This window comes from Methylosinus sp. DMC45, from assembly GCF_056313885.1.
The window spans coordinates 100,688-125,588 of record NZ_JBQUZK010000003.1 but is presented as its reverse complement, the minus strand read 5'-3'; the positions used below and the strand labels follow the sequence as shown (position 1 = coordinate 125,588).

22 protein-coding genes are annotated in these 24,901 nt (G+C 65.7%); 18 read left to right on the top strand and 4 right to left on the bottom strand.

The annotated features are described in order from the left end of the window. Both ACT53T_RS00770 and ACT53T_RS00765 read left to right on the top strand, forming a co-directional pair. Entirely contained in the window at window positions 1–834 is an 834-nt protein-coding gene (locus tag ACT53T_RS00770; RefSeq protein WP_018267445.1) for an amino acid kinase family protein, read from the top strand. Between the two features lie 238 nt (window positions 835–1,072). Continuing rightward, a complete protein-coding gene (locus ACT53T_RS00765) occupies window positions 1,073–1,702 on the top strand; it encodes a hypothetical protein (RefSeq protein ID WP_476159489.1) in 630 nt (209 codons plus the stop codon). An 8-nt stretch (window positions 1,703–1,710) separates the two neighbouring features. On the opposite strand, the gene ACT53T_RS00760 is transcribed toward ACT53T_RS00765, so the two are convergent. Together ACT53T_RS00760 and ACT53T_RS00755 are read right to left on the bottom strand one after the other, a co-directional pair. Continuing rightward, the gene (locus tag ACT53T_RS00760) at window positions 1,711–3,156 is read right to left on the bottom strand and encodes an MFS transporter (protein WP_476159488.1); all 1,446 of its coding nucleotides are present in this window, start codon (window positions 3,154–3,156) and stop codon (window positions 1,711–1,713) included. Further along, a complete protein-coding gene (locus ACT53T_RS00755; protein ID WP_476159487.1) occupies window positions 3,153–4,301 on the bottom strand; it encodes a cobalt-precorrin-5B (C(1))-methyltransferase in 1,149 nt (382 codons plus the stop codon). The genes ACT53T_RS00760 and ACT53T_RS00755 overlap by 4 nt, the downstream gene beginning before the upstream one ends. Before the next feature lie 95 nt (window positions 4,302–4,396). Here ACT53T_RS00755 and ACT53T_RS00750 point away from each other — a divergent pair, with 95 nt between their 5' ends. The 3 genes from ACT53T_RS00750 (at window position 4,397) to ACT53T_RS00740 (ending at window position 7,362) form a co-directional block, all read left to right on the top strand. Further along, window positions 4,397–4,951: a YbhB/YbcL family Raf kinase inhibitor-like protein gene (locus ACT53T_RS00750; RefSeq protein WP_476159485.1), complete on the top strand. Its 555-nt coding sequence runs from the start codon at window positions 4,397–4,399 to the stop codon at window positions 4,949–4,951. Between the two features lie 3 nt (window positions 4,952–4,954). Beyond that, window positions 4,955–5,932: an adenosylcobinamide-phosphate synthase CbiB gene (gene cbiB, locus ACT53T_RS00745; protein ID WP_476159484.1), complete on the top strand. Its 978-nt coding sequence runs from the start codon at window positions 4,955–4,957 to the stop codon at window positions 5,930–5,932. A 167-nt stretch (window positions 5,933–6,099) separates the two neighbouring features. Then, window positions 6,100–7,362: a polyhydroxyalkanoate depolymerase gene (locus ACT53T_RS00740; RefSeq protein ID WP_476159483.1), complete on the top strand. Its 1,263-nt coding sequence runs from the start codon at window positions 6,100–6,102 to the stop codon at window positions 7,360–7,362. Window positions 7,363–7,416: 54 nt separating this feature from the next. On the opposite strand, the gene ACT53T_RS00735 is transcribed toward ACT53T_RS00740, so the two are convergent. Together ACT53T_RS00735 and ACT53T_RS00730 are read right to left on the bottom strand one after the other, a co-directional pair. Further along, window positions 7,417–8,094 carry a DUF938 domain-containing protein gene (locus ACT53T_RS00735; protein ID WP_476159482.1) on the bottom strand — a complete coding sequence of 226 codons (678 nt, stop codon included), beginning with the start codon at window positions 8,092–8,094 and terminating at the stop codon, window positions 7,417–7,419. A gap of 43 nt (window positions 8,095–8,137) precedes the next feature. Beyond that, window positions 8,138–9,181, bottom strand: a complete 1,044-nt coding sequence (locus ACT53T_RS00730; RefSeq protein ID WP_476159480.1) for an alpha/beta fold hydrolase — start codon at window positions 9,179–9,181, stop codon at window positions 8,138–8,140. A gap of 212 nt (window positions 9,182–9,393) precedes the next feature. Here ACT53T_RS00730 and ACT53T_RS00725 point away from each other — a divergent pair, with 212 nt between their 5' ends. The 13 genes from ACT53T_RS00725 (at window position 9,394) to ACT53T_RS00665 (ending at window position 24,862) form a co-directional block, all read left to right on the top strand. Next, on the top strand, window positions 9,394–9,702 hold the full coding sequence (locus ACT53T_RS00725; RefSeq protein ID WP_018267453.1) for a YdhR family protein: 309 nt from the start codon (window positions 9,394–9,396) through the stop codon (window positions 9,700–9,702). A gap of 291 nt (window positions 9,703–9,993) precedes the next feature. Then, window positions 9,994–10,398: a peptide-methionine (R)-S-oxide reductase MsrB gene (gene msrB / locus ACT53T_RS00720; protein ID WP_026191584.1), complete on the top strand. Its 405-nt coding sequence runs from the start codon at window positions 9,994–9,996 to the stop codon at window positions 10,396–10,398. Window positions 10,399–11,059: 661 nt separating this feature from the next. Further along, window positions 11,060–12,784, top strand: a complete 1,725-nt coding sequence (locus ACT53T_RS00715) for a formate--tetrahydrofolate ligase (protein ID WP_018267456.1) — start codon at window positions 11,060–11,062, stop codon at window positions 12,782–12,784. Between the two features lie 148 nt (window positions 12,785–12,932). After that, window positions 12,933–14,126 carry an aminotransferase class V-fold PLP-dependent enzyme gene (locus tag ACT53T_RS00710; RefSeq protein ID WP_036293367.1) on the top strand — a complete coding sequence of 398 codons (1,194 nt, stop codon included), beginning with the start codon at window positions 12,933–12,935 and terminating at the stop codon, window positions 14,124–14,126. 117 nt (window positions 14,127–14,243) lie between these two features. Beyond that, on the top strand, window positions 14,244–15,185 hold the full coding sequence (locus ACT53T_RS00705) for a D-2-hydroxyacid dehydrogenase (RefSeq protein ID WP_476159478.1): 942 nt from the start codon (window positions 14,244–14,246) through the stop codon (window positions 15,183–15,185). A 197-nt stretch (window positions 15,186–15,382) separates the two neighbouring features. Further along, window positions 15,383–16,243 carry an NADP-dependent methylenetetrahydromethanopterin/methylenetetrahydrofolate dehydrogenase gene (locus ACT53T_RS00700; protein ID WP_018267459.1) on the top strand — a complete coding sequence of 287 codons (861 nt, stop codon included), beginning with the start codon at window positions 15,383–15,385 and terminating at the stop codon, window positions 16,241–16,243. Between the two features lie 17 nt (window positions 16,244–16,260). Continuing rightward, window positions 16,261–16,890, top strand: coding sequence for a methenyltetrahydrofolate cyclohydrolase (gene fchA, locus ACT53T_RS00695; protein ID WP_400765292.1), 630 nt, complete (start codon window positions 16,261–16,263; stop codon window positions 16,888–16,890). Between the two features lie 62 nt (window positions 16,891–16,952). Then, complete coding sequence (locus ACT53T_RS00690; RefSeq protein ID WP_018267461.1) at window positions 16,953–18,122, top strand: malate--CoA ligase subunit beta; 1,170 nt, start codon at window positions 16,953–16,955, stop codon at window positions 18,120–18,122. A 22-nt stretch (window positions 18,123–18,144) separates the two neighbouring features. Further along, window positions 18,145–19,032, top strand: a complete 888-nt coding sequence (sucD, locus tag ACT53T_RS00685; protein ID WP_018267462.1) for a succinate--CoA ligase subunit alpha — start codon at window positions 18,145–18,147, stop codon at window positions 19,030–19,032. A gap of 70 nt (window positions 19,033–19,102) precedes the next feature. After that, entirely contained in the window at window positions 19,103–21,850 is a 2,748-nt protein-coding gene (locus tag ACT53T_RS00680; protein ID WP_476159476.1) for a phosphoenolpyruvate carboxylase, read from the top strand. A gap of 27 nt (window positions 21,851–21,877) precedes the next feature. Next, window positions 21,878–22,852: an HpcH/HpaI aldolase/citrate lyase family protein gene (locus tag ACT53T_RS00675; protein WP_161912197.1), complete on the top strand. Its 975-nt coding sequence runs from the start codon at window positions 21,878–21,880 to the stop codon at window positions 22,850–22,852. 144 nt (window positions 22,853–22,996) lie between these two features. After that, entirely contained in the window at window positions 22,997–23,374 is a 378-nt protein-coding gene (locus ACT53T_RS00670) for an endonuclease domain-containing protein (protein WP_476159474.1), read from the top strand. A gap of 210 nt (window positions 23,375–23,584) precedes the next feature. Next, window positions 23,585–24,862: a glycerate kinase type-2 family protein gene (locus ACT53T_RS00665; protein WP_476159473.1), complete on the top strand. Its 1,278-nt coding sequence runs from the start codon at window positions 23,585–23,587 to the stop codon at window positions 24,860–24,862. The last annotated feature ends 39 nt before the right edge of the window (window positions 24,863–24,901 follow it).

Below are 24,901 nucleotides of genomic sequence, written 5' to 3'. Positions count from 1 at the left end.
ATGACCCATACCTACAACATCAAGCATGTCGCCTCTCCGCTCGCGCGGCAGACCCTTCTCGACTCCGAGCTGACGCGCCCCGTCGCCGGCAAGCGTCCGATCCGCGTGCTGCCCTGGCTGCAGGTGGTGAAGATCGGCGGCCGCGCCATCATGGATCGCGGCGCCGAGGCGATCCTGCCGCTGGTGGAGGAGATCCGAAAGCTCATGCCCGAGCATCGGCTGCTCTTCCTCACCGGCGCCGGCGTGCGCGCGCGCCACCTCTATGGCGTCGGGCTCGATCTCGGCCTGCCGGTCGGCTCGCTGGCCCCGCTCGCCGCGAGCGAGGCCGGGCAGAACGGCCATATCCTCGCCTCGCTGCTCGCGCCGGAGGGCGTCTCCTATATCGAGCATCCGACCATCGCCAATCAGCTGGCGATTCACTTGAGCGCGACCCGCGCCGTGGTGGGCAGCGCCTTTCCGCCCTATCACCATCACGAGTTCCCCGGCTCGCGCATTCCGCCGCATCGGGCCGACACGGGCGCCTTTCTGCTCGCCGACGCCTATGGCGCCGCCGGCCTCACCATCGTCGAGGATGTGGACGGCCTCTACACGAGCGACCCCAATGGACCGGACGGCGAGAAGGCGCAGCTCATTCGAGAGACGAGCTTCTCCGAGCTCGCCGATCACAAGGGCACGCTGCCCTTCGACCGCGCCATGCTCGAGGTGATGGCGACGGCGCGCCATATCGACCATGTGCAGATCGTCAACGGCCTCGTCCCCGGCCGGCTCACCGCCGCTCTGCGCGGCGAGCATGTCGGCACGATCATCCACACGGCCGCGCGCCGGAACAGCTGAGACGCCGCGCATCATGTGAATGCGCGTGATCGAGGAAAAGCCGGCCGAGCGGCGTGACGCGCCGCTCGGCCTTTTTCGTTGCGCCCGCCGCGTCGAACGTCGCGACAGGCGCCGCTGTGCTCCAGCGCACAGACGCGGCCGCTAGGCGCGGTCTCAATGACGCGATGCTGTCCATTTCACATGGCTTTCGACGGGCGGCGCGATTTTTTTGATTTCCATATTTGAAAAGGAAAGCATCATGTCGCTGACATCTCGCGTCATCGCGATTCTCGAAGGCGCGACGGTCGCGCGCATTCGGTTTCGCTTTCCCATCGCCGGAAGCAATGTGACGATCGCGCGGCAGACTTTTCATCGCGTCGCGCGTGCGATCCGCGCCGGCGCCGTCCATGTCGCCGTTCCCACCGATCTCGCGGCGGGCGTCGCCGCACAATACAATGACGTCGCGCGCACCCGCGCCGATGGGACGGTAGTGGCGGCCAACACGCTCGAGGTGAATACGACGGCGGGCCGCCTCGACGCCAGCTACGTCGTCCACGAGAGCCTGCATTGCGCCTATGATCTTTTGCGCACGGGGATCGACGGCAATTCGGAAGAGGCGTCCGCTTATGTCTGCGCGGCGCTCTATTGCCGCATGACCGGCCTGCCCAAGCCGCGCTGGGTGGGTCCCGGCATCTACGCGCAGGCGGAGAAGGCGGCGCAGGGGCTGCTCGCGCACTATCAGCGCGGCGACGTCGCCGTGCCGACGGTGGGGCTCACGGAATGGGCCGCGCTCCGCCTATCGGTGGCGCTGCATCCGGTCTATCCAGCCGCCGCGCCGGGCGGTTTCTCGGGAATATTGACCGGCGCGCAATATGCGCATGACGGGTGAGGAGGCGTTCACCTCTCCCGGTGCAAATCTCTCTCCTCCATTCGCGCCAGGAAGACGAAGCACAGAGCGATGAACAGCGCGCCGATCAGAAAGGCGGTGCGGAAGGTCTCGCGCAGCGCTTCCACGCCGGCCCCAGTGGCGGCTTCGGCGATGAGCGCGCCATGGCCGGCGCCGATGACGATCGCGCCGATGATCGCCACGATCAGCGCCGACCCCAGCTGACGCGAGAATTGCATCACCGCCGTCGCCGTGCCGAGATTATGCCCCGGCGCCGCGCTCTGCACGCAGACGGTCGTCACCGGCAGCATGGCTCCGACGCCGAAGCCGACGATCGCCAGCAGCGCATCCAACGCTGCGAGCGGCAGATCGGCGAGAAATTGCCGCGCAATGAGCAGGGCGACGAAAGCGAGCGCGAGAGCCGCCAGCGGCGGCGCCTTGTAATGGCGCAGACGGCTGAGCAGCCGTCCCGAGATGGCCGCGCCGGTCACTGTCGCCACGGTGAGCGGGATCAGCGCGAGGCCGGACTGGTCGGCGGAGAGGCGCAGCGCGCCCTCGAAATATAGGGGCATGTACATCGTCAGCGCGACGAAGGTTCCGAGGCCGAAGCCGCCCGCGAGAATGGCGTTGCGAATGACGTCGTCGGCCAGCACGGCGAGCGGGATCAAAGGCTCCTCGGCCGTCTTGGTGCGCCAGGCGAAGATCGCCCAGCCGGCGAGCGCCGTGGCCAGCATGGCGAGAATTGGCGCCGAGCCCCAGGGATAGCGCACGCCGCCCCAGGAGAGCGCGAGCAGCGAGGCGACGGAGGCGATGACGAGCAGCGCCGCGCCGGCGATATCGACGCGATGCGGATGGCGGCGCAGCGGCAGCCGCGCCAGCTTGAAATAGGTCATGAAGAAAGCCGCGAGGCCGAGCGGCAGATTGATCCAGAAGATCAGCGACCAATGCAGATATTCGGCGAAGACGCCGCCGAGGATCGGGCCGCCGACGCTGGCGCCGGCGAAGACGATCGAGAAATAGGCGAGCGCCCGGCCGCGCTCGCGCAGGCTGACGAGATCGGCGATGATCGTCTGCGCCAGCGCGATGAGCGCGCCGCCGCCCGCGCCCTGCGCCGCGCGCGCAATGGCGAGCCAAGTGAGATTCGGCGAGACCGCGCAGGCGACCGAGCCGAGCACGAAGGTGAAAATGCCGATCAGCAGCATGACGCGCACGCCATGGATGTCGGCGAGCTTGCCGTAGAGCGGCGTCAACGCGGTGGCGGCCACGAGATAGGCGGTGACGATCCAGGGCAGATGCTCGAAATCGCCGAGATCCTGGCCGATCGTCGGCAGAGCGGTGGCGACGATGGTCTGGTCCAGCGCCGAGAGCAGCATGGCGAGGCCGAGCCCGATCATGATCTGCAGCATCTCGCCTCTGGTCAGGTCGGCGCGCGAGAAGCCGGCGGCGGGCTTGTTCACTTTTGTCGGTCCTCTCCATGAATCGCGCGGCGGAAGCGAATCGCCGGGCGGAAGCCTGAGCTTGCGAGTATGGCGCCGTCACGGCCGACCACGATGATCTCGAGCGCGGTCGCCGGATTGGCGAGCGCCGCGGCGGCCGTGTCCCATGCCCGCTGCGCGATCGGGGCGGCGAGGTCCACGCCCGCCGCGCGGGCGGTCGCCTGCGCCTCCAGCGCGCTATTGGCCTTTTCGATCGCCGCGCAGAGCGCTTCGCCGGCGCCGGCCGCGCGGGCGGTCGCCACGAGATCGGCCAGATCGATCGAGGAGCGGCTGGAGTGAAGGTCGAGCCGCCCCTGCGCCAGCTTGGTCAGCTTGGCGAAGCCGCCGGCGAGGGTCACGCGCGGGACCGTATGCTTGCGCAAATATTTGAGCAGGCCGCCGGCGAAGTCGCCCATCTCGATCAGCGCCTCCTCCGGCAGGCCGTAGAGCTTGCGCACGGCGTCTTCCGAGGTGGAGCCGGTGGTCGCGGCGACATGGTCGAGGCCGCAGGCGAGGGCGACGTCGACGCCGCGGTGGATGCTGTCGATCCAGGCGGAGCAGGAATAGGGCACGACGATTCCCGTGGTGCCGAGAATGGAGAGCCCCCCGATAATGCCGAGCCGTCCGTTGAGCGTCGAGCGGGCGAGCTCCTCGCCATTCTCGACGGAAATCTCGATTTGCGCGTCCGGCGCCGCGCCGAGCTCGGCGGCGGCTTCCGCTATCGCCTGCCGCATCATGGCGCGGGGAACGGGGTTTATGGCCGGCTCGCCCGGCGGCAGCGGCAGGCCGGGGCGCGTCACCACGCCGACGCCGGGGCCGGCGGCAAAGCTCACCCCTGCGCCCGCCGGCGCGCGGCGGACCTTTGCGCGGATCAGCGCGCCATGGGTGACGTCGGGATCGTCGCCGGCATCCTTCACCACGCCGGCCTCGGCATAGTCCTCGCCGCGGGTGAATTGCGCGAGCGCGAAGGCGACGCGCCTGCCCCCCGGCAGGCCGATCTCCACCGGATCGGGCGGCTCGCTCCCGGAGACGAGCGCGACAAAGGCCGCCCGCGCCGCCGCAGTGGCGCAGGCGCCGGTGGTCCAGCCGCGGCGCAGCGGGGGTTTCGTCGAATCCGCGTCTGTCATGGGCGACACATAAACCGCATTCTCTCCGCGCGACACTGCGCGCGCTTTGGACTAGAAGAAGCCTCCCATACCGAGCAGCGAGACAGGGGGCCGAAATGACGCGCAATCTCCTCGATTTCCACATTCTCCTCGCGCCGGCGGAGGCCGCAGGCGGCGGCTTCTCGCTGTCCAGCCCGGATATCGCCGAGGGCGCGACCATCGATCGCAAATTCGTTTTCGACGATTTCGGCGGCACGGGCGACAATGTCTCGCCGCAGCTGAATTGGAGCGAGCCGCCGGCCGGAACCAAGAGCTTCGCGCTCTTCTGCCACGACCCGGACGCGCCGACCGGCGGCGCCGGCTTCTGGCATTGGCTCGTCGTCGATATTCCCGCCTCCGCGCGCGCGCTGGCGCAAGGCGCTGGAGCGGCGGGCGGCGCCGGCCTGCTGCCCGCGGGCGCGAAGCCGATCCGCAACGATTACGGCTTTTCCCATTGGGGCGGTCCTTGCCCGCCGGTCGGCGATCCGCCGCATCGCTATGTCTTCACTGTCTATGCGCTGAGCGCCCCGAAGGTGGAGGCGCCGGAGGGCGCGACGGCCTCGCTCGTCGGTTTCATCGTCAATCAGAACGTCCTCGCCAAGGCGAGCCTCACTGGCCTCTTCGGCCGCTGAGCTTTGCTCGCTGCTCTCGCGGATAATCTGGCGCTCGCCGCGCTCGGTCTGTCGATCGAGGCGGCGATCGGCTATCCGCAGCCGCTCTTCGCGGCCGTCGGCCATCCGGTCACTTGGATCGGCGCGCTGATCGCGGCGCTGGATCGCTCGCTCAATCGCGATGGCGCGCCGCCGCTGCTGCGCCGTCTCGCCGGCGTCCTCGCGGTTCTCATCGTCGTCGCCATCGCTTTCGCGATCGGCCTTCTGCTGCAGGGGGCCTGCCTCGCTCTGCCTTTCGGGATTATTCCGCTGGCCGTGCTGACCTCGAGCCTCTACGCGCAGCGCAGCCTCTATTCGCATGTGAAGGACGTGGCCGAGGAACTCGACCGCTCGCTCGAGCGCGGCCGCGCCAGCGTCGGAAAAATCGTCGGCCGCGACGTCTCGCGGCTGAACGAGGCGGGGGTGAGCAGGGCGGCGATCGAAAGCCTCGCCGAGAATTTCTCGGACGGGGTCATCGGCCCGGCCCTCGCCACCGTCTTGTTCGGACTGCCCGGCGCTCTCATATACAAAAGCGTCAATACGGCCGACAGCATGATAGGCCACAGGACGATGCGACACGAAGCGTTCGGTTGGGCGAGCGCCCGATTGGACGATCTCCTCAATCTTCCCGCCGCGCGCCTCTCGGCGGCTCTCATCGCGATAGGCGCAGCGCTGACGGGAGGCTCTCTCCGGGCCGCATTTTCGACCTGCCTGCGTGACGCGCAGGCGCACGCCTCGCCCAACGCCGGCTGGCCGGAGGCGGCGATGGCCGGCGCGCTGGATTTGCGGCTCGGCGGCCCGCGCGCCTATGGCGCGCATGAGGTGAAGGGCGCCTGGCTCGGCTCCGGGCGCAGCGAGGCGACGCCGGCGGATATTCGCCGCGCCTTGCGGATTTTCAGCTGCGCCGCGGCGACGGCGATCTGCGCTTTCGCAGGCGCCGCTCTGGCGATGCTCAGTAATTGAGCAGATTAGCTGGTGCTTGGGCGGGTCGAATGAAAAATTTTTGGCGCCTAGCGCAAAACATCACCAGATTTCATTTCAGGAGACATTGACTATGCTATAATTTCTTTTTTGTGCGTCGCAGCACAGCTCGAATGAGCGGCGGCCGCGCATGAAGGGAGCGTGGAGAGATGGACCGGATATCGTACCAGTTCTATGAGATGATGCACTTGGCTTTCGCCCCGGCGCGGGCGATGTCGGACGCTACTCTCACGACCTTCAAAAATCCGTTCAATCCCTTCGCGCATACGTCGGTAGGGCGCAGCGTCGCGGCGGCGGCGGAATTATTCGAGCGCATGACGCGCCGCTATGGCAAGCCGGTCTTCGACCTTCCCGAGACGCTGATCGACGGCGTGGCGACGCCCATCGTCGAGGAGGTGGTGTGGGAGCGGCCTTTCTGTCGGCTGCTGCATTTCCAGCGCATCTTCCAGGGCGAGGCGCCGCGCCAATCCAAGCTGCTGATCGTCGCGCCGATGTCCGGCCATTACGCCACTCTGCTGCGCGGCACGGTGGAGGCCTTTCTGCCCAGCCATGACGTCTACATCACCGATTGGTCCGACGCGCGTTCCGTGCCGACCGAGAAAGGCGTCTTCAGTCTCGACGACTATGTCGATTATCTCGTCGATGCGCTGCGCCTCTTGTCGAAGCGCGACGATGGCGTTCCGCTGCATACGCTCGGCGTCTGCCAGGCGTCCGTGCCGCTCATCTGCGCCATTGCGGCGCTGGATGGCGAGGGCGGCGTCGACGCTCCCGAATCCATGGTGCTGATGGGCGGACCGATCGATCCGCGCCGCAGCCCGACGGCGGTCAATCGTCTCGCCGTGGAGCGCGGCGTCGACTGGTTCCATCGCAATTGCATCCATACCGTGCCCTTTCCCCACGCCGGGCTCGGGCGCAAGGTCTATCCGGGCTTTCTGCAGCTCTCGGGCTTCATGGCCATGAATCTCGAGCGCCATGTCGCCGCGCATTTCGATATGTTCAACCATCTCGTCGAGGGCGACGGCGATTCCGCCGAGAAGCATCGCGACTTCTACGACGAATATCTCGCGGTCATGGATCTCGCCGCCGAGTTCTATCTCGAGACGGTCGAGAAAGTGTTCATCCGCCACGAGATTCCGCAGGGCCTGCTGCGTCATCGCGGCGAGATCATCGATCTTTCGGCCATACAGCGCACCGCGCTGCTGACGGTGGAAGGCGAGAAGGACGATATCTCCGGCGTCGGCCAGACCTATGCCGCGCAAGAGCTGTGCGCGAATATTCCAGACGTCCGCAAGCAGCATTATCTGCAGGAGGGCGTCGGCCATTATGGCGTCTTCAACGGCTCGCGCTTCCGCCGCGAGATCGTTCCGCGCATCCGCGATTTCTTCACGCGGGTGGAGACCTACGCCAGCTGAGGCGGCGCGCGCTTCTCCCCGCGCGCTTCGCTGCGGGGAGAAGGCTCGAAACCGTCAGGCGCGGCCGAAGATCAGGATGAAATTATTGGCCGGAAGATCGAGGATCTTCTTGAGCGCTATGCCATGCGGCGCGGCCGCCTTCTCGAGATCCCGCACATCCTTCAGCCCCCATTCGGAGACCTTGGCGGCGAGGATTTCCTTGTCGAAGGCTTCATTGGAGGCGGTCGTATATCCGCCCTCCACCTTGAACGGGCCATAAATGGCGACGAATCCGTCCTTGGTCAGCAGCTTCGCCGCGAGCTGCGCGATGCCGTCCGCGATGGAGACGGGCGCGACCTGAAACAGATTGACGACGAAGATCACGTCATAGAGCCGATCTTTCGGATCGGGCCAGGTCTCGGATTTGGTGAGATCGATCTTCAGCGGATCCGAGACATTGGCGTTTCCCGCTTCCGCGCGCTTGGCCTTGATCGTCTCGAAGACATCCGCGTCGTAATCGGAGGGCTGCAGGAACAGCTCCTTGAAGTGTGGCGCGAAATAATTGATGTGATTGCCCGCGCCGCTGGCCAGCTCGAGCACATTGCCGCTCTTTGGAAAAATCTCCTTGAACACTTCGAGGATCGGGTCGCGATTGCGGTTTCCCGCCCAGGCGACATAGGGGCTGAGCGGATAGGGATCGATCGGCGGACGGTCGGCCGGAATGGCCACGGCCTCTGCGGTGACGTTCGACATTGCATGCTCCTCCTTTACGCTCGCACAGGGAATTCGCGCGCCGTCAGGCGGCGAGCAGCTCGGCGAGATGACGGTCGATCGCCGCATTGTAGGCGCCGTCCGCTCCGAAGAGGGCGAGATGGCCCCAGGGCGACGACACGCGGCGCAATCGGCTATTGGGAATGAGCTTCTGCTCGGCCTCTATGTCGGCGAGCGGGAAGAAGCCGTCCTCGTCGATGGCGATGACCGTTGTGTCGGCGCGAATTCGGCCGAGCGCCGCCGAAAGATCGCCATCGGCGTTTCGCGAGACGTCGGCGTCGCGCCACTTGCGCAGCAGCAGAAGAAGATTGTTGGGGTCCTGCGGCAGGAAGTGATTTTCGACGAAGCCGGTGACGAAATCATCGGTCGTCGTGAAGCCCAGCTCCGCATAGCCGCGCCTGTTGTAGAGCGCCGGCGAGAAGCCGGAGGCCGCAAAGAGGCGGGCGTGTCGGCGCAAGCCGCGATGGACGCGAGAGGCGCGCTCGTACCAGCCCTCCTCGAAGGCGGGATCGGAGACGATCGCATCGATGAATGTCTGCACCAGCAGACGATTGTGCGGCGTGCCGCGCGCGAGGCCGGCGATGGGCGCGGCGCGCCGCACGGCCTCGGGAAAACGCACCGCCCATTCATAGGTCTGCTGCGCGCCCATGGAGCCGCCGAGCACGAGGGCGAGACGCTCGATTCCGAAAATCTCCGTCACCAGACGGTGCTGTGCGCGCACGTCGTCGGCGATCTCCACCTCGGGAAAGCGCGCGGCGCCGAAGGGCGCGCGCGTGCTGCTCGGCGAGCTGGAGAGGCCGGCGCCGATCTGATTGACCAGGATGATGAAGTATTTTTCTGGATCGAGCGCGCGGCCGGGGCCGACATAGGCGAGCTCGAGAATTTTCGACGAGCCGGAATACCAGCTGGGAAACAGCACGGCGTTGTCGCGCGACGGCGAAAGCGTTCCGAAAGTGGCGTAGGCGATCTCGAGGTCGCGAATTTTCTCTCCGCTCACCAGATCGAAATCGCCGAGCGCTTGTTTCTCGAAAGGGCCGTGGATTTTCTGCGAGTAGTAAGCCTCGGTCACGCCTGCCTCCGCATCGGGTCGCGCAAAGGCTGATAAATCGTATCGAAAAGATCAAGAGATAAAAATTGGGCAGGCCAATTGTCACAAATAAAACAAAACTGTCATATTGCTATGCTGCCGCTGTGACGAAAATTAGCATTGTTAGACTAGTGGGATTATGTTTTTAATTGACGTCAAATGCGCGTGAGCGCGAGAGGCTCCCGGAGGCCGGCATGGGCGAGAAGATATTTCTCTACGCGGAAATTCAGGTGTCGATTCCTTTCGAGCAAATCCCCTGGAAAGAGATCGATGTCGCGATGAAGAAAAATCCCGGCATAAAGAGCAAGACTTGGCTCAGCGGGATCAACACCAACACAATCGGCGGCTTCTACGAGTTCGACTCGCTCGAGAACGCCAAGGCCTACGCCACCGGCTATCTCGCCGAGGCGGCGCAGCAGCTCGGCGGCTCGCTGACGGTGCGGCTCTACAATGGCGACGTCGTCGCCGAGGCCAGCAAGGCGATCTACTCGCCCTTCTACTGAAGACGCGCCGCTCGCGCGATCGAAGGCCGCGCGCATGGCGCTATCGAGGCGATGCTCGCCGCCGAAAGCCGAAGCGGGATAGACGCCGCGGTGGGCGCGTCTGTCTCGCCGCGCGCGGAAACATCATAGATCGAGCCACGCGCGTAGAAGGCGGGGCGTCCACGCGGGGCGCCGCGCTTTTCCGCATGGAATCGCCCCACTGGCGCGGAAACGATCTTCTCCGTGACGCGCGGTCCCGATAAGCTTCGTCACGTCGCCGGCGGCGAACCGAACGCTCTCGAGGAGGACGCCATGACCAGCGGAGATCAATTCCCCGTCACCCGCACCGAGGAGGAGTGGCGCGCGCGCCTCACTCCCGATCAATATGTCATCATGCGCCGCCATGGCACGGAGCCGCCGGGCAGTTGCGCGCTCGAGCATGAGAAGCGCCCTGGCGTGTTCTCCTGCGCCGGCTGCGATCAGCCGCTCTTCGCCACGCGGCAGAAATTCTCGAGCGGTTCGGGCTGGCCCAGCTTCTTCGATCCGCTCGACGGCGCCATCGCCACCTCCGTCGATCACTCCCACGGCATGACCCGCACCGAGGTGCATTGCAGCCGCTGCGGCTCGCATCTCGGCCATGTCTTTCCCGACGGCCCGCCGCCCACGGGCCTGCGCTATTGCATCAATGGCCTCGCCCTGACTTTTTTTCCCGAGTGACGGGCGGGTAGGCGCTATCCCATTCGTCTTGCGACCCTCCCCTCCCCCGCTCGAAGGGGTACGGGTGGGCCGTGGCGACGCTCCAATGCAGGCTCCCACGCTCCTTTCGATCGGGGCCGCCGGCGCGATCCGCCCGATTTCACGCTCGAGTCCTTGCTTTTTAACCGTATGAATGAAGAGACGCCGGCGTCATGCGCGTCGTGAAGATCGATATCATCCGCTCCGATCGGATAGGCAATGGGTGGGCGATCGGTCCCGGCTATTCGAATATGCGAAGCGCCCCGGGCGCGTCTCCGAACGAAGAGGAGAGCGCCGCAATCGCGCGTTTTCTGCGGAAACTCCGGGCGATATCGCCTGATAATTTCGCTTGACGAGGAATTTCGATCTCTCCATAGCCACGGGGCCGCGGATATCGATCGGCGTCTTGCAGGCAGGAGACGATGTCGCAGGGCCGAATGTCCGCCAGCCGTGGTTCTTGATGAAACTATCGGAAGGTTCTAGTTTCGCGGAACAATGACGGCGAAGACCGGGTTTCCCGGTCTTGGCCCGACGGCCGTTGGCGGCGCGCGCAGGGATTTCCACTGCGCGAGGCATGGTCATTCGGCCCGGATAAATCTTCGAGGGCGGACGAAACGCTTTCTGCGAGGGGAGAGAAATTGTAATGTCCGATACGTCCATCCCGGCCAGCGGGAAAGGCAACCAGCATCTTTCTCCCAAATCCGATATCGAGATCTCTCAAGCGGCGTCCATGCGTCCGATCGTCGACGTCGCGCGTGAGAAGCTCGGCATCCCCGCCGAACATGTGTTGCCTTACGGACATTACAAGGCGAAAATCTCCCTCGATTATCTCAATTCCCTGCAGGACCGCCCGGACGGCAAGCTGATCCTCGTCACCGCCATCACGCCGACGCCCGCCGGCGAGGGCAAGACGACCACCACGGTCGGCCTGGGCGACGCGCTCAATCACATCGGCAAGAAGGCCATCATGTGCCTTCGCGAGCCGAGCCTCGGCCCCTGCTTCGGCGTGAAGGGCGGCGCCGCCGGCGGCGGATATGCACAAGTCGTGCCTATGGAGGACATCAACCTCCATTTCACCGGCGACTTCCACGCCATCGGCGCGGCCAATAATCTCCTCTCCGCGCTCATCGACAATCATGTCTATTGGGGCAATTCGCTCGGCGTCGATCCGCGCCGCATCTCCTGGCGCCGCGCCGTGGATATGAACGACCGCTCGCTGCGTTCGATCGTCTCGTCGCTCGGCGGCGTGGCCAATGGCTTCCCGCGCGAGGACGGCTTCGACATCACCGTCGCCTCCGAGGTGATGGCGATCTTCTGCCTCGCCACCAGCCTCGAGGATCTTCAGCGCCGGCTCGGCGACATCATCGTCGCGCAGACGCGCGACAAGAAGAACATTCGCGCCTCCGAGCTGAAGGCGCAGGGCTCCATGGCCGCGCTGCTGAAGGACGCCATCGCCCCCAATCTGGTGCAGACGCTCGAGAACAACCCGGCCTTCATCCATGGCGGGCCTTTCGCCAATATCGCCCACGGCTGCAATTCGGTCATCGCCACCAAGGCGGCGCTGAAGCTCGCCGATTATGTGGTGACGGAAGCCGGCTTCGGCGCCGATCTCGGCGCGGAGAAGTTCTTCGACATCAAATGCCGCAAGGCGGGCATCAAGCCGGACGTCACTGTCATCGTCGCGACAATTCGCGCGCTGAAGATGCATGGCGGCGTCGCCAAGGACGATCTGAAGGTCGAGAATGTCGCGGCGCTGGAGAAGGGCTTCGCCAATCTGAAGCGCCACATCGCCAATGTGCAGAAGTTCGGCGTGCCGGTGATCGTCTCCGTCAACCGCTTCAGCACCGACACGCAGGCGGAGATCGAGCTGCTGCAGAAGCTGTCCGAGGCCGAGGGCGTCGATTGCGTGCTCGCCGATCATTGGGGCTCCGGCGGTCCCGGCGCGGCGGAGCTCGCCCATAAGGTCGTCTCGACGATCGAGGCCAAGCCGTCGCAGTTCAAGCCGCTCTACGCCGACGATCTGCCGCTCGTCGAGAAGGTGCGGACCATCGCCCGCGAGCTCTATGGCGCTTCGGACATCTCGCTCGATCCGTCGGTGAAGACGCGCTTCGCGGAGCTGGAGAAAGAAGGCTTCGGCCATCTGCCGGTCTGCATCGCCAAGACGCAATACAGCTTCTCGACCGACGCCAACGCCAAGGGCGCGCCCTCGGGTCATGTGATTCCGGTGCGCGAGCTGCGGCTGTCGGCGGGCGCGGAATTCGTCGTCGTCGTCTGCGGCGACATCATGACCATGCCGGGCCTGCCCAAGGTTCCCGCCGCCAATAATATCGAGGTCGGCGCGGACGGGCGGATCGCCGGCCTGTTCTAGAGCGCTCCTCGCCCGAGCATTCTCGCTCGGGCGATCGGAGCCAGCTCTGAGCGCGGCCGCCGCGGGAAGAAGCAACGGACGCCGGGCCTCGTCGCCAGCGTCCAACGACAACAAACTCGAACCGATGAGCTCGAAGGGAGCCCAAGACATGTCGAATTCCAGAATTCCGGGCCGCAATTTTCTGTTCGTTCCTGGCCCGACCAATATTCCCGATCGTATTCTGCGCGCGATGAACGTCGTCTCCGAGGACCATCGTTCGCCGAAGTTCCCCGAGCTGACGCTGCCGCTGTTCACCCAGCTCAAGAAGGTCTTCAAGACCGAGACCGGCCAGGCCTTCATCTTCCCGGCTTCGGGCACCGGCGGCTGGGAAGCGGCGATCACCAACACTCTGTCGCCCGGCGACAAGGTCATCGCGCAGCGCTTCGGCCAGTTCACCCATCTTTGGATCGACCTCGCCAAGCGCATCGGCCTCGATGTGATCGAGCAGGACGAGGAGTGGGGCGTCGGCAACAATCCCGACCGCATCGAAGAGACGCTGAAGGCCGACAAGAATCACGAGATCAAGGCCGTCTTCGCCACGCATAACGAGACCGCCACGGGCGTGACCTCGGACATCGGCGCGGTGCGCAAGGCGATCGACAACGCCAAGCATCCGGCGCTGCTGTTCGTCGACGGCGTGTCCTCGGTCGGCTCGCTCGACTTCAAGCAGGACGAGTGGGGCGTCGACGTCGCCGTCTCCGGCTCGCAGAAGGGCTTCATGCTGCCGGCGGGTCTCGCCCTCCTCAGCGTCAGCCAGAAGGCGCTGAAGGCCGGCGAGACCGCCAAGCTGCATCGCGCCTATTTCGACTTCCAGGATCATGTGAAGGCGAACGCCACCGGCTACTTCCCCTACACGCCGGCGCTGCCGCTGCTCTACGGCCTGCGCGAGTCGCTCAATGTCCTGTTCGAGGAAGGCCTCGATCAGGTCTATGCGCGTCATCACCATCTCGCCGAGGGCGTGCGCGCCGCGGTCGCGGCCTGGGGCCTCAAGCCCTGCGCCAAGGAAGCCAAGTGGAACTCCGACACGGTGACCGCCATCGTGGTGCCGGAAGGCTTCGACGCCGCCAAGGTCATCGAGATCGCCTATAAGCGCTACAATCTCGCGCTCGGCGCCGGCCTCAACAAGGTCGCGGGCAAGGTGTTCCGCATCGGCCATCTCGGCGACCTCAACGAGCTGATGCTGCTCGGCGCCATCGCGGGCGCGGAAATGGCGATGCTCGATGTCGGCATTCCGGTCACGGCCGGCAGCGGCGTCGCGGCGGCCCAGGCCGTCTATCGCGCCAATCCGATCCTCCAGGCCTGATGATTCGCGGCCTCGCCCCATTGCGGGCGAGGCCGCTACTTCAAAACGAGACGCGACGAATTACGTCGCAAAATGTCGAGCCGAAACGGCCGAGCGACTTCGGGGGAAGCAGAAAACATGTCGCACAAAATCGTCTTTCTCGATCGCGAGACGCTCGACGCCGATTTGCGCAAGCCGAATTTCCCGCATGATTATACGGAATATGCGCAGACCTCTCCGGCCGATGTGGTCGAGCGCCTGAAGGGCGCGACCATCGCCATCACCAATAAGGTGCCGCTGCGCGAGGAAGCGCTGAAGCAGCTTCCCGATCTCAAGCTGATAGCCGTCGCCGCCACCGGCACCGACGTGATCGACAAGGCCTTTACGACGGCCAATGGAATCACCGTCTCCAACATCCGCAATTACGCCTACAACACGCTTCCCGAGCATGTGATCGCGCTGATCTTCGCTCTGCGCCGCAATCTCGTGAACTATGTGGATTCGGTGCGCCGCGGCCGTTGGCAGGAGTCGAACCAGTTCTGCTATTTCGACTATCCGATCTACGACATCGCCGGCTCGACGCTCGGCATCATCGGCTATGGCGCGCTCGGCAAGTCGATCGCGACGCGCGCCGAGGCGCTGGGCATGAAGCTGCTCATCAATGACGTCGTTCCCGGCCCCGGCATCGTCGACATTCCGACGATTCTGCGCGAGGCCGATGTCGTGACGCTCAATCTGCCGCTGACGCCGCAGACGAAGAATCTCATCGGCGCGAAAGAGCTCGCCTCGATGAAGAAGACGTCGATCATCATCAACACCGCGCGCGGCGGCATCGTCGACGAGCAGGCGCTCGCCGATGCGCTGCGCAATGGCGTCATCGCCGGCGCCGGCTTCGACGTGCTGACCGTCGAGCCGCCCAAGCAGGGCAATATTCTGCTCGATCCGACGATTCCCAATCTCATCGTCACGCCGCATGTCGCCTGGGCCTCCAAGGAGGCGATGCAGGTGCTGGCCGATCAGCTGATCGACAATGTCGACGCTTTCGTCGCCGGCGCGCCGCGCAATCTGGTGACGGCGTAAGCGCAGTTGCAGAACGTCTCGCGCCCGACCCGCGCGTCAAGGCCGGGCGCGTCCCGGCCTTCCACGCCGAGAGGCGGCGGAGCGGACGAGATGAAAGTCGAAACGCATCAGAACGCCTCCGGCGCCGCGCGTGATCTCGCGGCGTGGATGGCCGGGACGAGCCCGGCCATGACGGGCGGCCTTTCACGGGAACTGCTATGACTCAGAAGCTCCTCTTCCTTCTCGACACCGATCCGGTCCCCAGCGTGTTCGACACGGTCGTCGCTTATGACGGCGGCGCGGATCATGTCATCGGCTACGCCAATGTGACGCCCGCCAATGTCGGCGCGCTGGTCGATGGCGCGATCTACACGCGCGGCCCGAAGGAGAAGCAGTTCACCGCGCTCTTCGTCGGCGGCGGCGATATGGTCGCGGGCGAGACGCTGTTCAAAGCGGTGCGCAAGCGCTTCTTCTCCAATTTCCGCGTCTCCGTGATGCTCGACTCCAACGGCTCCAACACGACGGCCGCCGCCGGCGTGGCGCTGCTCGCCAAGGCCAAGCCGCTCGCCGGCAAAAAGGCCATCGTGCTCGCCGGCACCGGCCCGGTGGGCCTGCGCGCCGCGGCCTTCCTGCATTCGGAGGGCGCCGAGGTCGCCATCACCTCGCGCCAGAAGTCGCGGGCCGACGCTGCGGCCGCCGCGCTGCAGGAGCGTTTCGGCTTCACGCCCACGGCGATCGAGGCCGTTGATAACGCCGCCCGCGCCGCGGCGGTGAAGGGAACCAATATCGTCTTCGCGGCCGGCGCCATCGGCGTGCAGCTGCTGGAGGAGAAGGACTGGCAGAACGATCCGACGATCGAGCTGCTCGCCGACGTCAATGCGCAGCCGCCGCTCGGCATCGGCGGCGTCGAAGCGACCGACAAGGCCAAGGAGCGTCACGGCAAGATCGTCATCGGCGCGCTCGGCGTCGGCGGCTTGAAGCTGAAGCTGCATCGCGCCTGCATCGGCCAGCTGTTCGAGGCGTCCGACAAGGTGCTCGACGCCGAGGAAATCTACGCGCAAGCCAAGGCCAACGCCTGACCCGAGGATCGACGAGAATGACCAAGGACGAAACGATCGGCAAATTCCTCGACGATCTCGCCAGCGAGCGCCCGACTCCGGGCGGCGGCGGCGCCGCCGCGGTGATGGGCGCGATCGGCGCGGCGCTGGTGTCGATGGTCGCCAATCTCACCATCGGCAAGAAGAATTACGAAGCCGTCGAGGAAGACCTCAAAGCCGCGCGGGCCGAGGCGGAGCGCGTCCGCGCCGAGCTGACCGCCGCGATCGACGAAGATGTCGTCGCCTTCAATTCTGTGATGGGCGCATACGGCCTGCCGCGCGCCACCGATGAGGAGAAAGCGGCGCGCTCGGCCGCCATTCAGGCCGCGCTGAAGGACGCCACGCTCGCGCCGCTGCGCGCCGTGAAGGCCTGCTTCGAGGTGATCGTCCTGTCCGAGGCCGCCGCCGACAAGGGCAATCTCAACGTTATCAGCGACGCCGGCGTCGCCGTTCTCGCGGCCAATGCCGGATTGCGGAGCGCCGCGCTCAACGTCTACATCAATGCGAAGGCGATCAAGGATCGCGAATTCGCCGAGAAGCAGATCGCCGAGGTCGAGGCCCTGCTGGCCGCGGCCGCCGAGAAGACCGAAGCCGTCTACAAGGTCGTGAGAGGCAAGATCGGCTCGTGAGTTTCGGCTCGTAAAATTTCGCCGCTCGCGGCGGCGACAAAAACTGCAAGGGGAGAGGAAACATGGACGTCCATGAGTATCAAGCCAAGGAATTATTGGCGAGCTGCGGCGTCGCGGTGCCTCCCGGCACCGTCGCTTTCAGCCCCGACCAGGCCGTTTACGCCGCCACCGAGCTCGGCGGCTCGCATTGGGTGGTGAAGGCGCAGATTCACGCCGGCGCGCGCGGCAAGGCGGGCGGCATCAAGCTGTGCCGCACCTATCACGAGGTTCAGCAGGCCGCGCGCGAATTGCTCGGCAAGCGTCTCGTCACCAAGCAGACGGGGCCGGAAGGCAAGCCGGTGCAGCGCGTCTATGTCGAGCTCGCCGACCCCTATGAGCGCGAGCTCTATCTCGGCTTCGTTCTCGACCGCAAGCTCGAGCGCGTGCGCGTCATCGCCTCCAAGCATGGCGGCATGGAGATCGAGGAGATCGCCAAGACCGATCCCGACGCCATTCTCCAGGTCATCGTCGAGCCGGCCGTCGGCCTGCTGCCCTTCCAGGCGCGCGAGCTGGCCTTTCAGCTCGGCCTCAATCTCAAGCAGGTGTCGCGCGCGGTTCAGTCGATCCTCGGCGCCTATCGCGCCTTCCGTGACAATGACGCGACCATGCTGGAGATCAATCCGCTGGTCGTCACCAAGGACGACAAGGTTCTCGCGCTCGACGCGAAAATGTCCTTCGACGACAACGCTCTCTTCCGTCGCCGCAACATCGTCGACATGAACGATCCCTCGCAGTCCGACCCGCGCGAGGCGCAGGCGCTCGAGCATTCGCTCAACTACATCGGCCTCGACGGCGAGATCGGCTGCATCGTCAATGGCGCGGGCCTCGCGATGGCGACGATGGACATGATCAAGCACGCCGGCGGCAATCCGGCCAACTTCCTCGATGTCGGCGGCGGCGCCTCGGCCGAGCGCGTCGCGACGGCGTTCCGTCTCGTGCTCTCCGACGCCAATGTGAAGGTGGTGCTCGTCAACATCTTCGCCGGCATCAATCGCTGCGATTGGGTCGCGCAGGGCGTCATCGACGCGGTGAAGGCGACCAACATCACGGCGCCGCTGGTCGTGCGTCTCGCCGGCACCAATGTCGAGGCCGGCCGCAAGCTGCTCGACGAGAGCGGCATCAATGTCATCACCGCCGATTCGCTGGCTGACGCCGCCCAAAAGGCCGTCGCCGCTTGGCGCTCCGTGAAGTGAGCGGCGAGGCCGGGAGGAAACAATGAGCATTCTCATCGACGAAAAAACGCCCATCCTCGTCCAGGGCATCACCGGCGACAAGGGCAGCTTCCACGCCAAGGAGATGATCGACTACGGCACCAATGTCGTGGCCGGCGTCACTCCGGGCAAGGGCGGCAAGACCGTGCATGGCGTGCCGATCTTCGACACGGTGCGCGAGGCGGTGAAGCAGACCGGCGCGACGACCAGCATCACCTTCGTGGCGCCGCCCTATGCGGCCGACGCGATCATGGAGGCCGCGGACGCGGGCATTCGCCTCATCTGCTCCATCACCGACGGCATTCCGGCGCAGGACATGATGCGCGTGAAGCGCTATTTCCTGCGCTATCCGCGCGAGAAGCGTCCGACCATGGTCGGGCCGAATTGCGCCGGCATCATCAGCCCCGGCAAGGCCATGCTCGGCATCATGCCCGGCCACATCTACAAGCAGGGAAATGTCGGCCTCATCTCGCGCTCCGGCACGCTCGGCTATGAGGCGGCCTCGCAGCTGAAGGAGCTCGGGCTCGGCATCTCGACCTCGGTGGGCATCGGCGGCGATCCGATCAATGGCTCGTCCTTCCTCGATCATCTCGTGCTGTTCGATCAGGACCCGGAGACCGAAGCCGTGCTCATCATCGGCGAGATCGGCGGTCCGCAGGAGGCCGAGGCCGCGGCCTGGATCAAGGAGAACTTCTCCAAGCCGGTGGTCGGCTTCGTCGCCGGCCTCACCGCGCCCAAGGGCCGCCGCATGGGCCATGCGGGCGCCATCATCTCGGCGACCGGCGACAGCGCCGCGGAGAAGACCGAGATCATGAAGTCCTACGGCCTCGCCGTGGCGCCGAGCCCGGCCGAGTTCGGCTCCGCCGTCGCCGCCGTGCTGAAGCGCGCGTGACACGACACTCGCCTCTCCCCGCGTCGCGGGGGGAGGCGCCCATCCGCCTCACCATAGCCAGGGAGACTGCATGACCGCCGACCAGAAGGTCTTGTCCGAATCGACCTCGTCCGCCGCCCCTTCGGCGCTGGCGACGCGATCGGTCAAAGAGGCGGCGGCCTTTCTGCTCGATCAGCTCGTGGGCGTGGTGAAGCGCCACCAGCCGGAGATCGCCCCGGTTCTGAGCGGCTTCGGCTCTTCCTCCGGCCTGCCGCCGGCGCTTATGGCGCGCGCGCTGCAGGCGCAGGGCATATGGTTTCAGCTGCTCTCCATCGCCGAGCAGGCCTCGGCGATGCGCCGGCGCCGCACCATAGAGCGCGCCAAGGGCCGCGACGAATTGCTCGGCTCCTTCGCGCATGTTCTGGCGGATGCGGCCAAGGCCGGCGTCTCCGCCGACGAGATTCGCGCGCAGCTGAAATCGCTGCGCATTCGCCCGGTCATTACCGCCCATCCGACCGAGGCCAAGCGCGTCACCGTCCTCGAGAAGAATCGCAAGATCTATCTGCTGCTGAAGGATCTCGAATCCTCGCGCTGGACCGATCGCGAGCGCGCCAGCCGCATCGGCGCGGTCGGCGATCAGATCGAGCTCTTGTGGCTCACCGGCGAATTGCATCTCGAGAAGCCGACCGTCGAGCACGAGGTCGCCTGGGGCCTGCATTTCTTCGCCGAGAATCTCTTCGATCTCGCGCCGGAGATGCTCGCCTCCTTCGAGAGCGCGCTCGCCGCTCATTATCCCAATGAGCGCTTCGACATCACGCCGTTCTTCCAATTCGGCTCCTGGATTGGCGGCGACCGCGACGGCAATCCTTTCGTCACCAACGCCGTGACGCGCGAGACGATGATCGTCAACGCGCTCGCCAGCCTCGATTATTATCGCCAGCGCATTCTCGATCTCGCCCGCGTATTATCGATCAGCGAAGGCTCGGTGACGATCCCGGCCGAGTTCCGCGCCGCGCTCGAGGCGGAGCTGGCGCAGGTCGAGGACGCCGACAGAATCAAGACGCGCAATCACGGCGAGGCCTTCCGGCAATATCTCACCTGCGTGCTGCGCAAGCTCGACGAGACGATCCTCGCCACCAAGGGCGAAGGCCGCGGCAAGGCGCGCTACGGCAACGCCGACGAGCTGATCCGCGATCTGCGCATTCTCGAGCAGGCGCTGACCGAGAGCCGCAGCCCCTCGCTCGCCAATGATCTGGTGCGGCCGGTGCGGCGCGCGGTGGAGATTTTCCGCTTCAGCACCGTGCGTCTCGATCTGCGCGAGAACACGACGCGCACGAATAATGCGCTGCGCGACATTCATCGCATCAAGACCGGCAAGGACGCGCCGGAGGTCGATTCGCCCGAGTGGCAGGCCTGGCTCATCGCCGAGCTGGCGCAGCCGCGCAATGGCGTTCCGTTCACCGGCCTCGCGCCAGAATCGCAGGACACGCTCGACATGTTCGCGCTGGTGGCGGACATGCGCTCGCGGCTGGATCGCGAAGCCTTCGGCAGCTTCATCCTCTCCATGACGCATTCGGTCGCCGATGTCCTCGGCGCCTATGTGCTGGCCAAGCATGGCGGGCTCTATCTCGACGACGCCGGCCTCGAGCTGTGCACATTGCCCATCGTGCCTCTGTTCGAGACGATCCCCGATCTGCGCGCCGCGCCCATCATCATGCGCGAGCTGCTGCGCGTGCCGGTCGTGCGCCGCAGCACGCGCTGGCAGGGCAATGTGCAAGAGGTGATGATCGGCTATTCCGACTCCAACAAGGACGGCGGCTTCATGTCGTCCAACTGGGAGCTCGCGAAAGCGCAATTCAAGCTCACCCGCCTCGGCGAGGAGCTGGGCGTCGCCATCGCCTTCTTCCACGGCCGCGGCGGCTCGGTCAGCCGTGGCGGCGCGCCGACGGGACACGCCATCGCCGCGCAGCCGGCGGGCTCCATTCGCGGCCGCTTCCGCGTGACGGAGCAGGGCGAGGTCGTCTCCTTCAAATACGCCAATCGCGGCACCGCCTCCTATCAGCTCGAGCTGCTGGCGAGCAGCGTCTTCGCTCATGCGCTGAAGTCCGAGCGCGAGGACGCGCTGGTTCCGCGCGCGGAATTCGACGATGCGCTGGAGGCGCTCTCCGGCGCCTCGCTCGCGGCCTATGGCAAGTTCATCGCCGATCCCGATCTCGTGGCCTATTTCCAGGCGGCGAGCCCGCTCGAGGAAATCTCGCTGCTCAATATCGGCTCGCGGCCGGCGCGGCGCTTCGGCGCGCGCAGCCTCGCCGATCTGCGCGCCATTCCTTGGGTCTTCGCCTGGGCGCAGAATCGCCACGCCATCACCGGCTGGTATGGCGTCGGCTCCGGCCTCACCAGCTTCATCGAGGTGCGCGGCGAGCGCGGCCTGCAGCTGCTGCATCGCATGTTCGAGGATTCGCGCCTCTTCCGCCTCATTCTCGACGAGGTGGAGAAGACGCTGGCGATGGTCGATCTCGGCATAGCGCGCCAATACGCTTCGCTTGTCGCCGACGAAGCCGTGCGCAAGAAGATCTTTTCGGCGATCGAGGCCGAATATCACCTCACTTGCGAGAGCGTGCTGCGCATCACCGGCGGCGGCGAGATCGGCGCGCGCTTCACCGACTATCAGGCGCGGCTCGCGCATCGCCTCGCCACCATCAACGAGGTCAACCGCGAGCAGGTGGAATTGCTGCGCCTGTTCCGCACCACCGAAGAGGAAGCGCTGAAGGAGGAATACAAGTCGGCTCTGCTGCTGTCGATCAGCTGCATCGCCGCCGGCCTCGGCGCCACCGGATAAGCTCTTACACAGGGAAAGGGAGTCATCATGAGTTTCACTTTGATCGAGCAGGCGACGCCGCGTCTCCATCGCTCCGAGCTGGCCGTTCCGGGCTCCGCCCCCGGCATGTTCGAGAAGGCCGCGACCTCCAAGTCCGACCAGGTCTTCCTCGACCTCGAGGACGCCGTGGCGCCGGACGACAAGGAGCAGGCGCGCAAGAACATCATCCAGGGCCTCAATGAGATCGATTGGGGCAATAAGACGATGACGCTGCGCATCAATGGCCTCGACACGCATTTCTGCTATCGCGACGTCGTCGACGTCGTCGAGGCCTGCCCGCGTCTCGACGTGATCCTCATTCCGAAGGTCGGCGTTCCGCAGGACGTCTACGCCATCGACATGCTGGTCACGCAGATCGAGAGCTACAAGAAGCGCACCAAGCGCATCGGCTTCGAGCTGCTGATCGAGACCGCGCTCGGCATGGCCAATGTCGAGGCGATCGCTCAGGCTTCGAAGCGCAATGAGGCGCTCTCCTTCGGCGTCGCCGATTACGCCGCCTCCACCCGCGCCCGCACCACCGTCATCGGCGGCGTGAACCCGGATTACGGCGTTCTCTCGGACAAGGACGCCGAGGGCAATCGCCAGTATTTCTGGGCCGACCAGTGGCATGCGGCGCAGACGCGCTTCCTCGTCGCCGCGCGCGCCTATGGCCTGCGTCCGATCGACGGTCCGTTCGGCGACTTCGGCGATCCCGATGGCTATATCGCCGCCGCCAAGCGCGCCGCGGTTCTCGGCTTCGAGGGCAAGTGGGCGATCCATCCCTCGCAGATCGATCTGGCCAATCAGGTCTTCACCCCCTCCGAGGCGGAAGTGAAGAAGGCCCGCCGCATTCTCGAGGCGATGGAGCAGGCGGCGAAGGAAGGTCGCGGCGCGGTGTCCCTCGACGGCCGCCTGATCGACATCGCCAGCATCCGCATGGCCCAGGCGCTGATCGACAAGGCCGACCAGATCGGCGCTGCGTAAGCAGTAGCCAAATCGTCGGGCGAGATTCCTTCTCCCGCTTGCGGGAGAAGGTGGCCCCGCGAAGCGGGGTCGGATGAGGGCCCTCGCATGCCCGCGCGAGTCTCGAAGTCCAAAACTGCCTTCGCTCGACGCTTGCGGCGCGAGATGACGAACGCCGAGGAAATCCTCTGGCGTTCGTTACGCAATTCTGGACTCGACGGTCTGAAATTCCGGCGGCAAGTCCCGATAGGGAATTATGTCGCAGATTTTCTCTGCATCGAACATAGGCTGATCGTCGAGCTGGACGGCCGACCGCATGAACAAGAAGACCAACGCCGCCATGACGCGATTCGCGACCAATGGCTGCGTGACAATGGCTACCAAGTGCTCCGCCTCGACAATGACCTCGTCATCGGTGGCGGCAATATTCCGCTGGAGCGGATTCGGGAAGCGATCGCAAATCGTCGCGGCCCCTCATCCGACCCGGCTCCGCCGGGCCACCTTCTCCCACAAGCGGGAGAAGGGAGAACACGATGGTCGTAGCGCGCTCTTCCTTCTCCCGCAGGGCGGGAGAAGGTGGCCCTCGCGTCAGCGAGGGTCGGATGAGGGCCGGCGCCGCGACCCGGATTCCGTTGGAAACTCTTCGCGAGGCGGATAGAACGATCGCGAAGCGGCGAGGACCCTCATCCGACCCGACTTCGTCGGGCCACCTTCTCCCACGAGTGGGAGAAGGGAGAACACCGAGGCTTAGGAATGTCTGACGATTATCGTGGTCTTCTCCGCGCCATGTTCGACGCCGCTGTCGGCGCGGCGCATCCGTCCGTCTGCCTGCCGGCCTTCCTCGAGAAGATCGCGCCGCCAAAGGGCCGCACCATCGTCGTCGGCGCGGGCAAGGCGGCGGCCTCCATGGCCGCTGCGGTCGAAGCGCATTGGCCGCATCCGATCGAGGGCCTCGTCGTCACCCGTTACGAGCATGGCGCTCCCACCTCCAAGATAGAGGTGATCGAGGCCTCGCATCCGGTGCCGGACGCCGCCGGCCGCGCCGCCGCGGGCCGCATCCTCGCGAAGGTGCAGGGCCTCACCGAGGACGATCTCGTGCTCGCGCTGATTTCCGGCGGCGGCTCGGCGCTGATGGCGCTGCCGGCCGATGGCGTGACGCTGGAAGAAAAGCAGGCCGTCAACAAGGCGCTGCTGAAGAGCGGCGCGACCATTTCCGAGATGAATTGCGTCCGCAAGCATCTCTCGGCGATCAAGGGCGGACGCCTCGCCCGCGCCGCCGCGCCGGCCAAGGTCGTCGCGCTGATGATCTCCGACGTGCCGAATGACGATCTCTCCGTCATCGCCTCCGGCCCCACAGTGCCGGACCCGACGACGCGCGAGGACGCGCTCGCCGTCATCGCCAAATATAAGATCGACGCGCCCGCCGCGGTTCTCGCCTATCTGTCGACCGACGCCTGCGAGACGCCCAAGCCCGGCGACGATATTTTCGATCGCGTCGAGAATATTCTCATCGCGACGCCTCAAGGCTCGCTGGACGCCGCCGCCGCAGTGGCGAGCAAGGCCGGCTTCACGCCGCTCATCCTCGGCGATCTCGAGGGCGAATCGCGTGACGTCGCTCTGGTCCACGCCGGCGTCGCCCGGCAGATCGCGCGCCATGCGCAGCCGATCGCGCCGCCCGTCGCCATCATCTCCGGCGGCGAGACCACTGTCACCGTGCGCGGCAATGGCAAGGGCGGCCGCGACGCCGAGTTCCTGCTGGCGCTGACGCTGGCGCTCGAGGGCTTCGGCGGAATCTCCGCCATCGCCTGCGACACCGACGGAATCGACGGCAGCGAGGACAACGCCGGCGCCATAATGACCGCCGATTCCTTCGCGCGGGCGGCGGCGCATGGCGTCGATCTCAAGGCGCTCTTCGCCAATAACGACGCCTATACCGCCTTCGAGAAGCTCGGCGATCTCCTCGTCACCGGCCCCACGCGCACCAATGTGAACGACTTCCGCGTCATTCTGGTGCCCGGCCGGGCGAGCTGACGGCATTCCGCGCTTGCCGGCTGCTGCTGTTATAATATA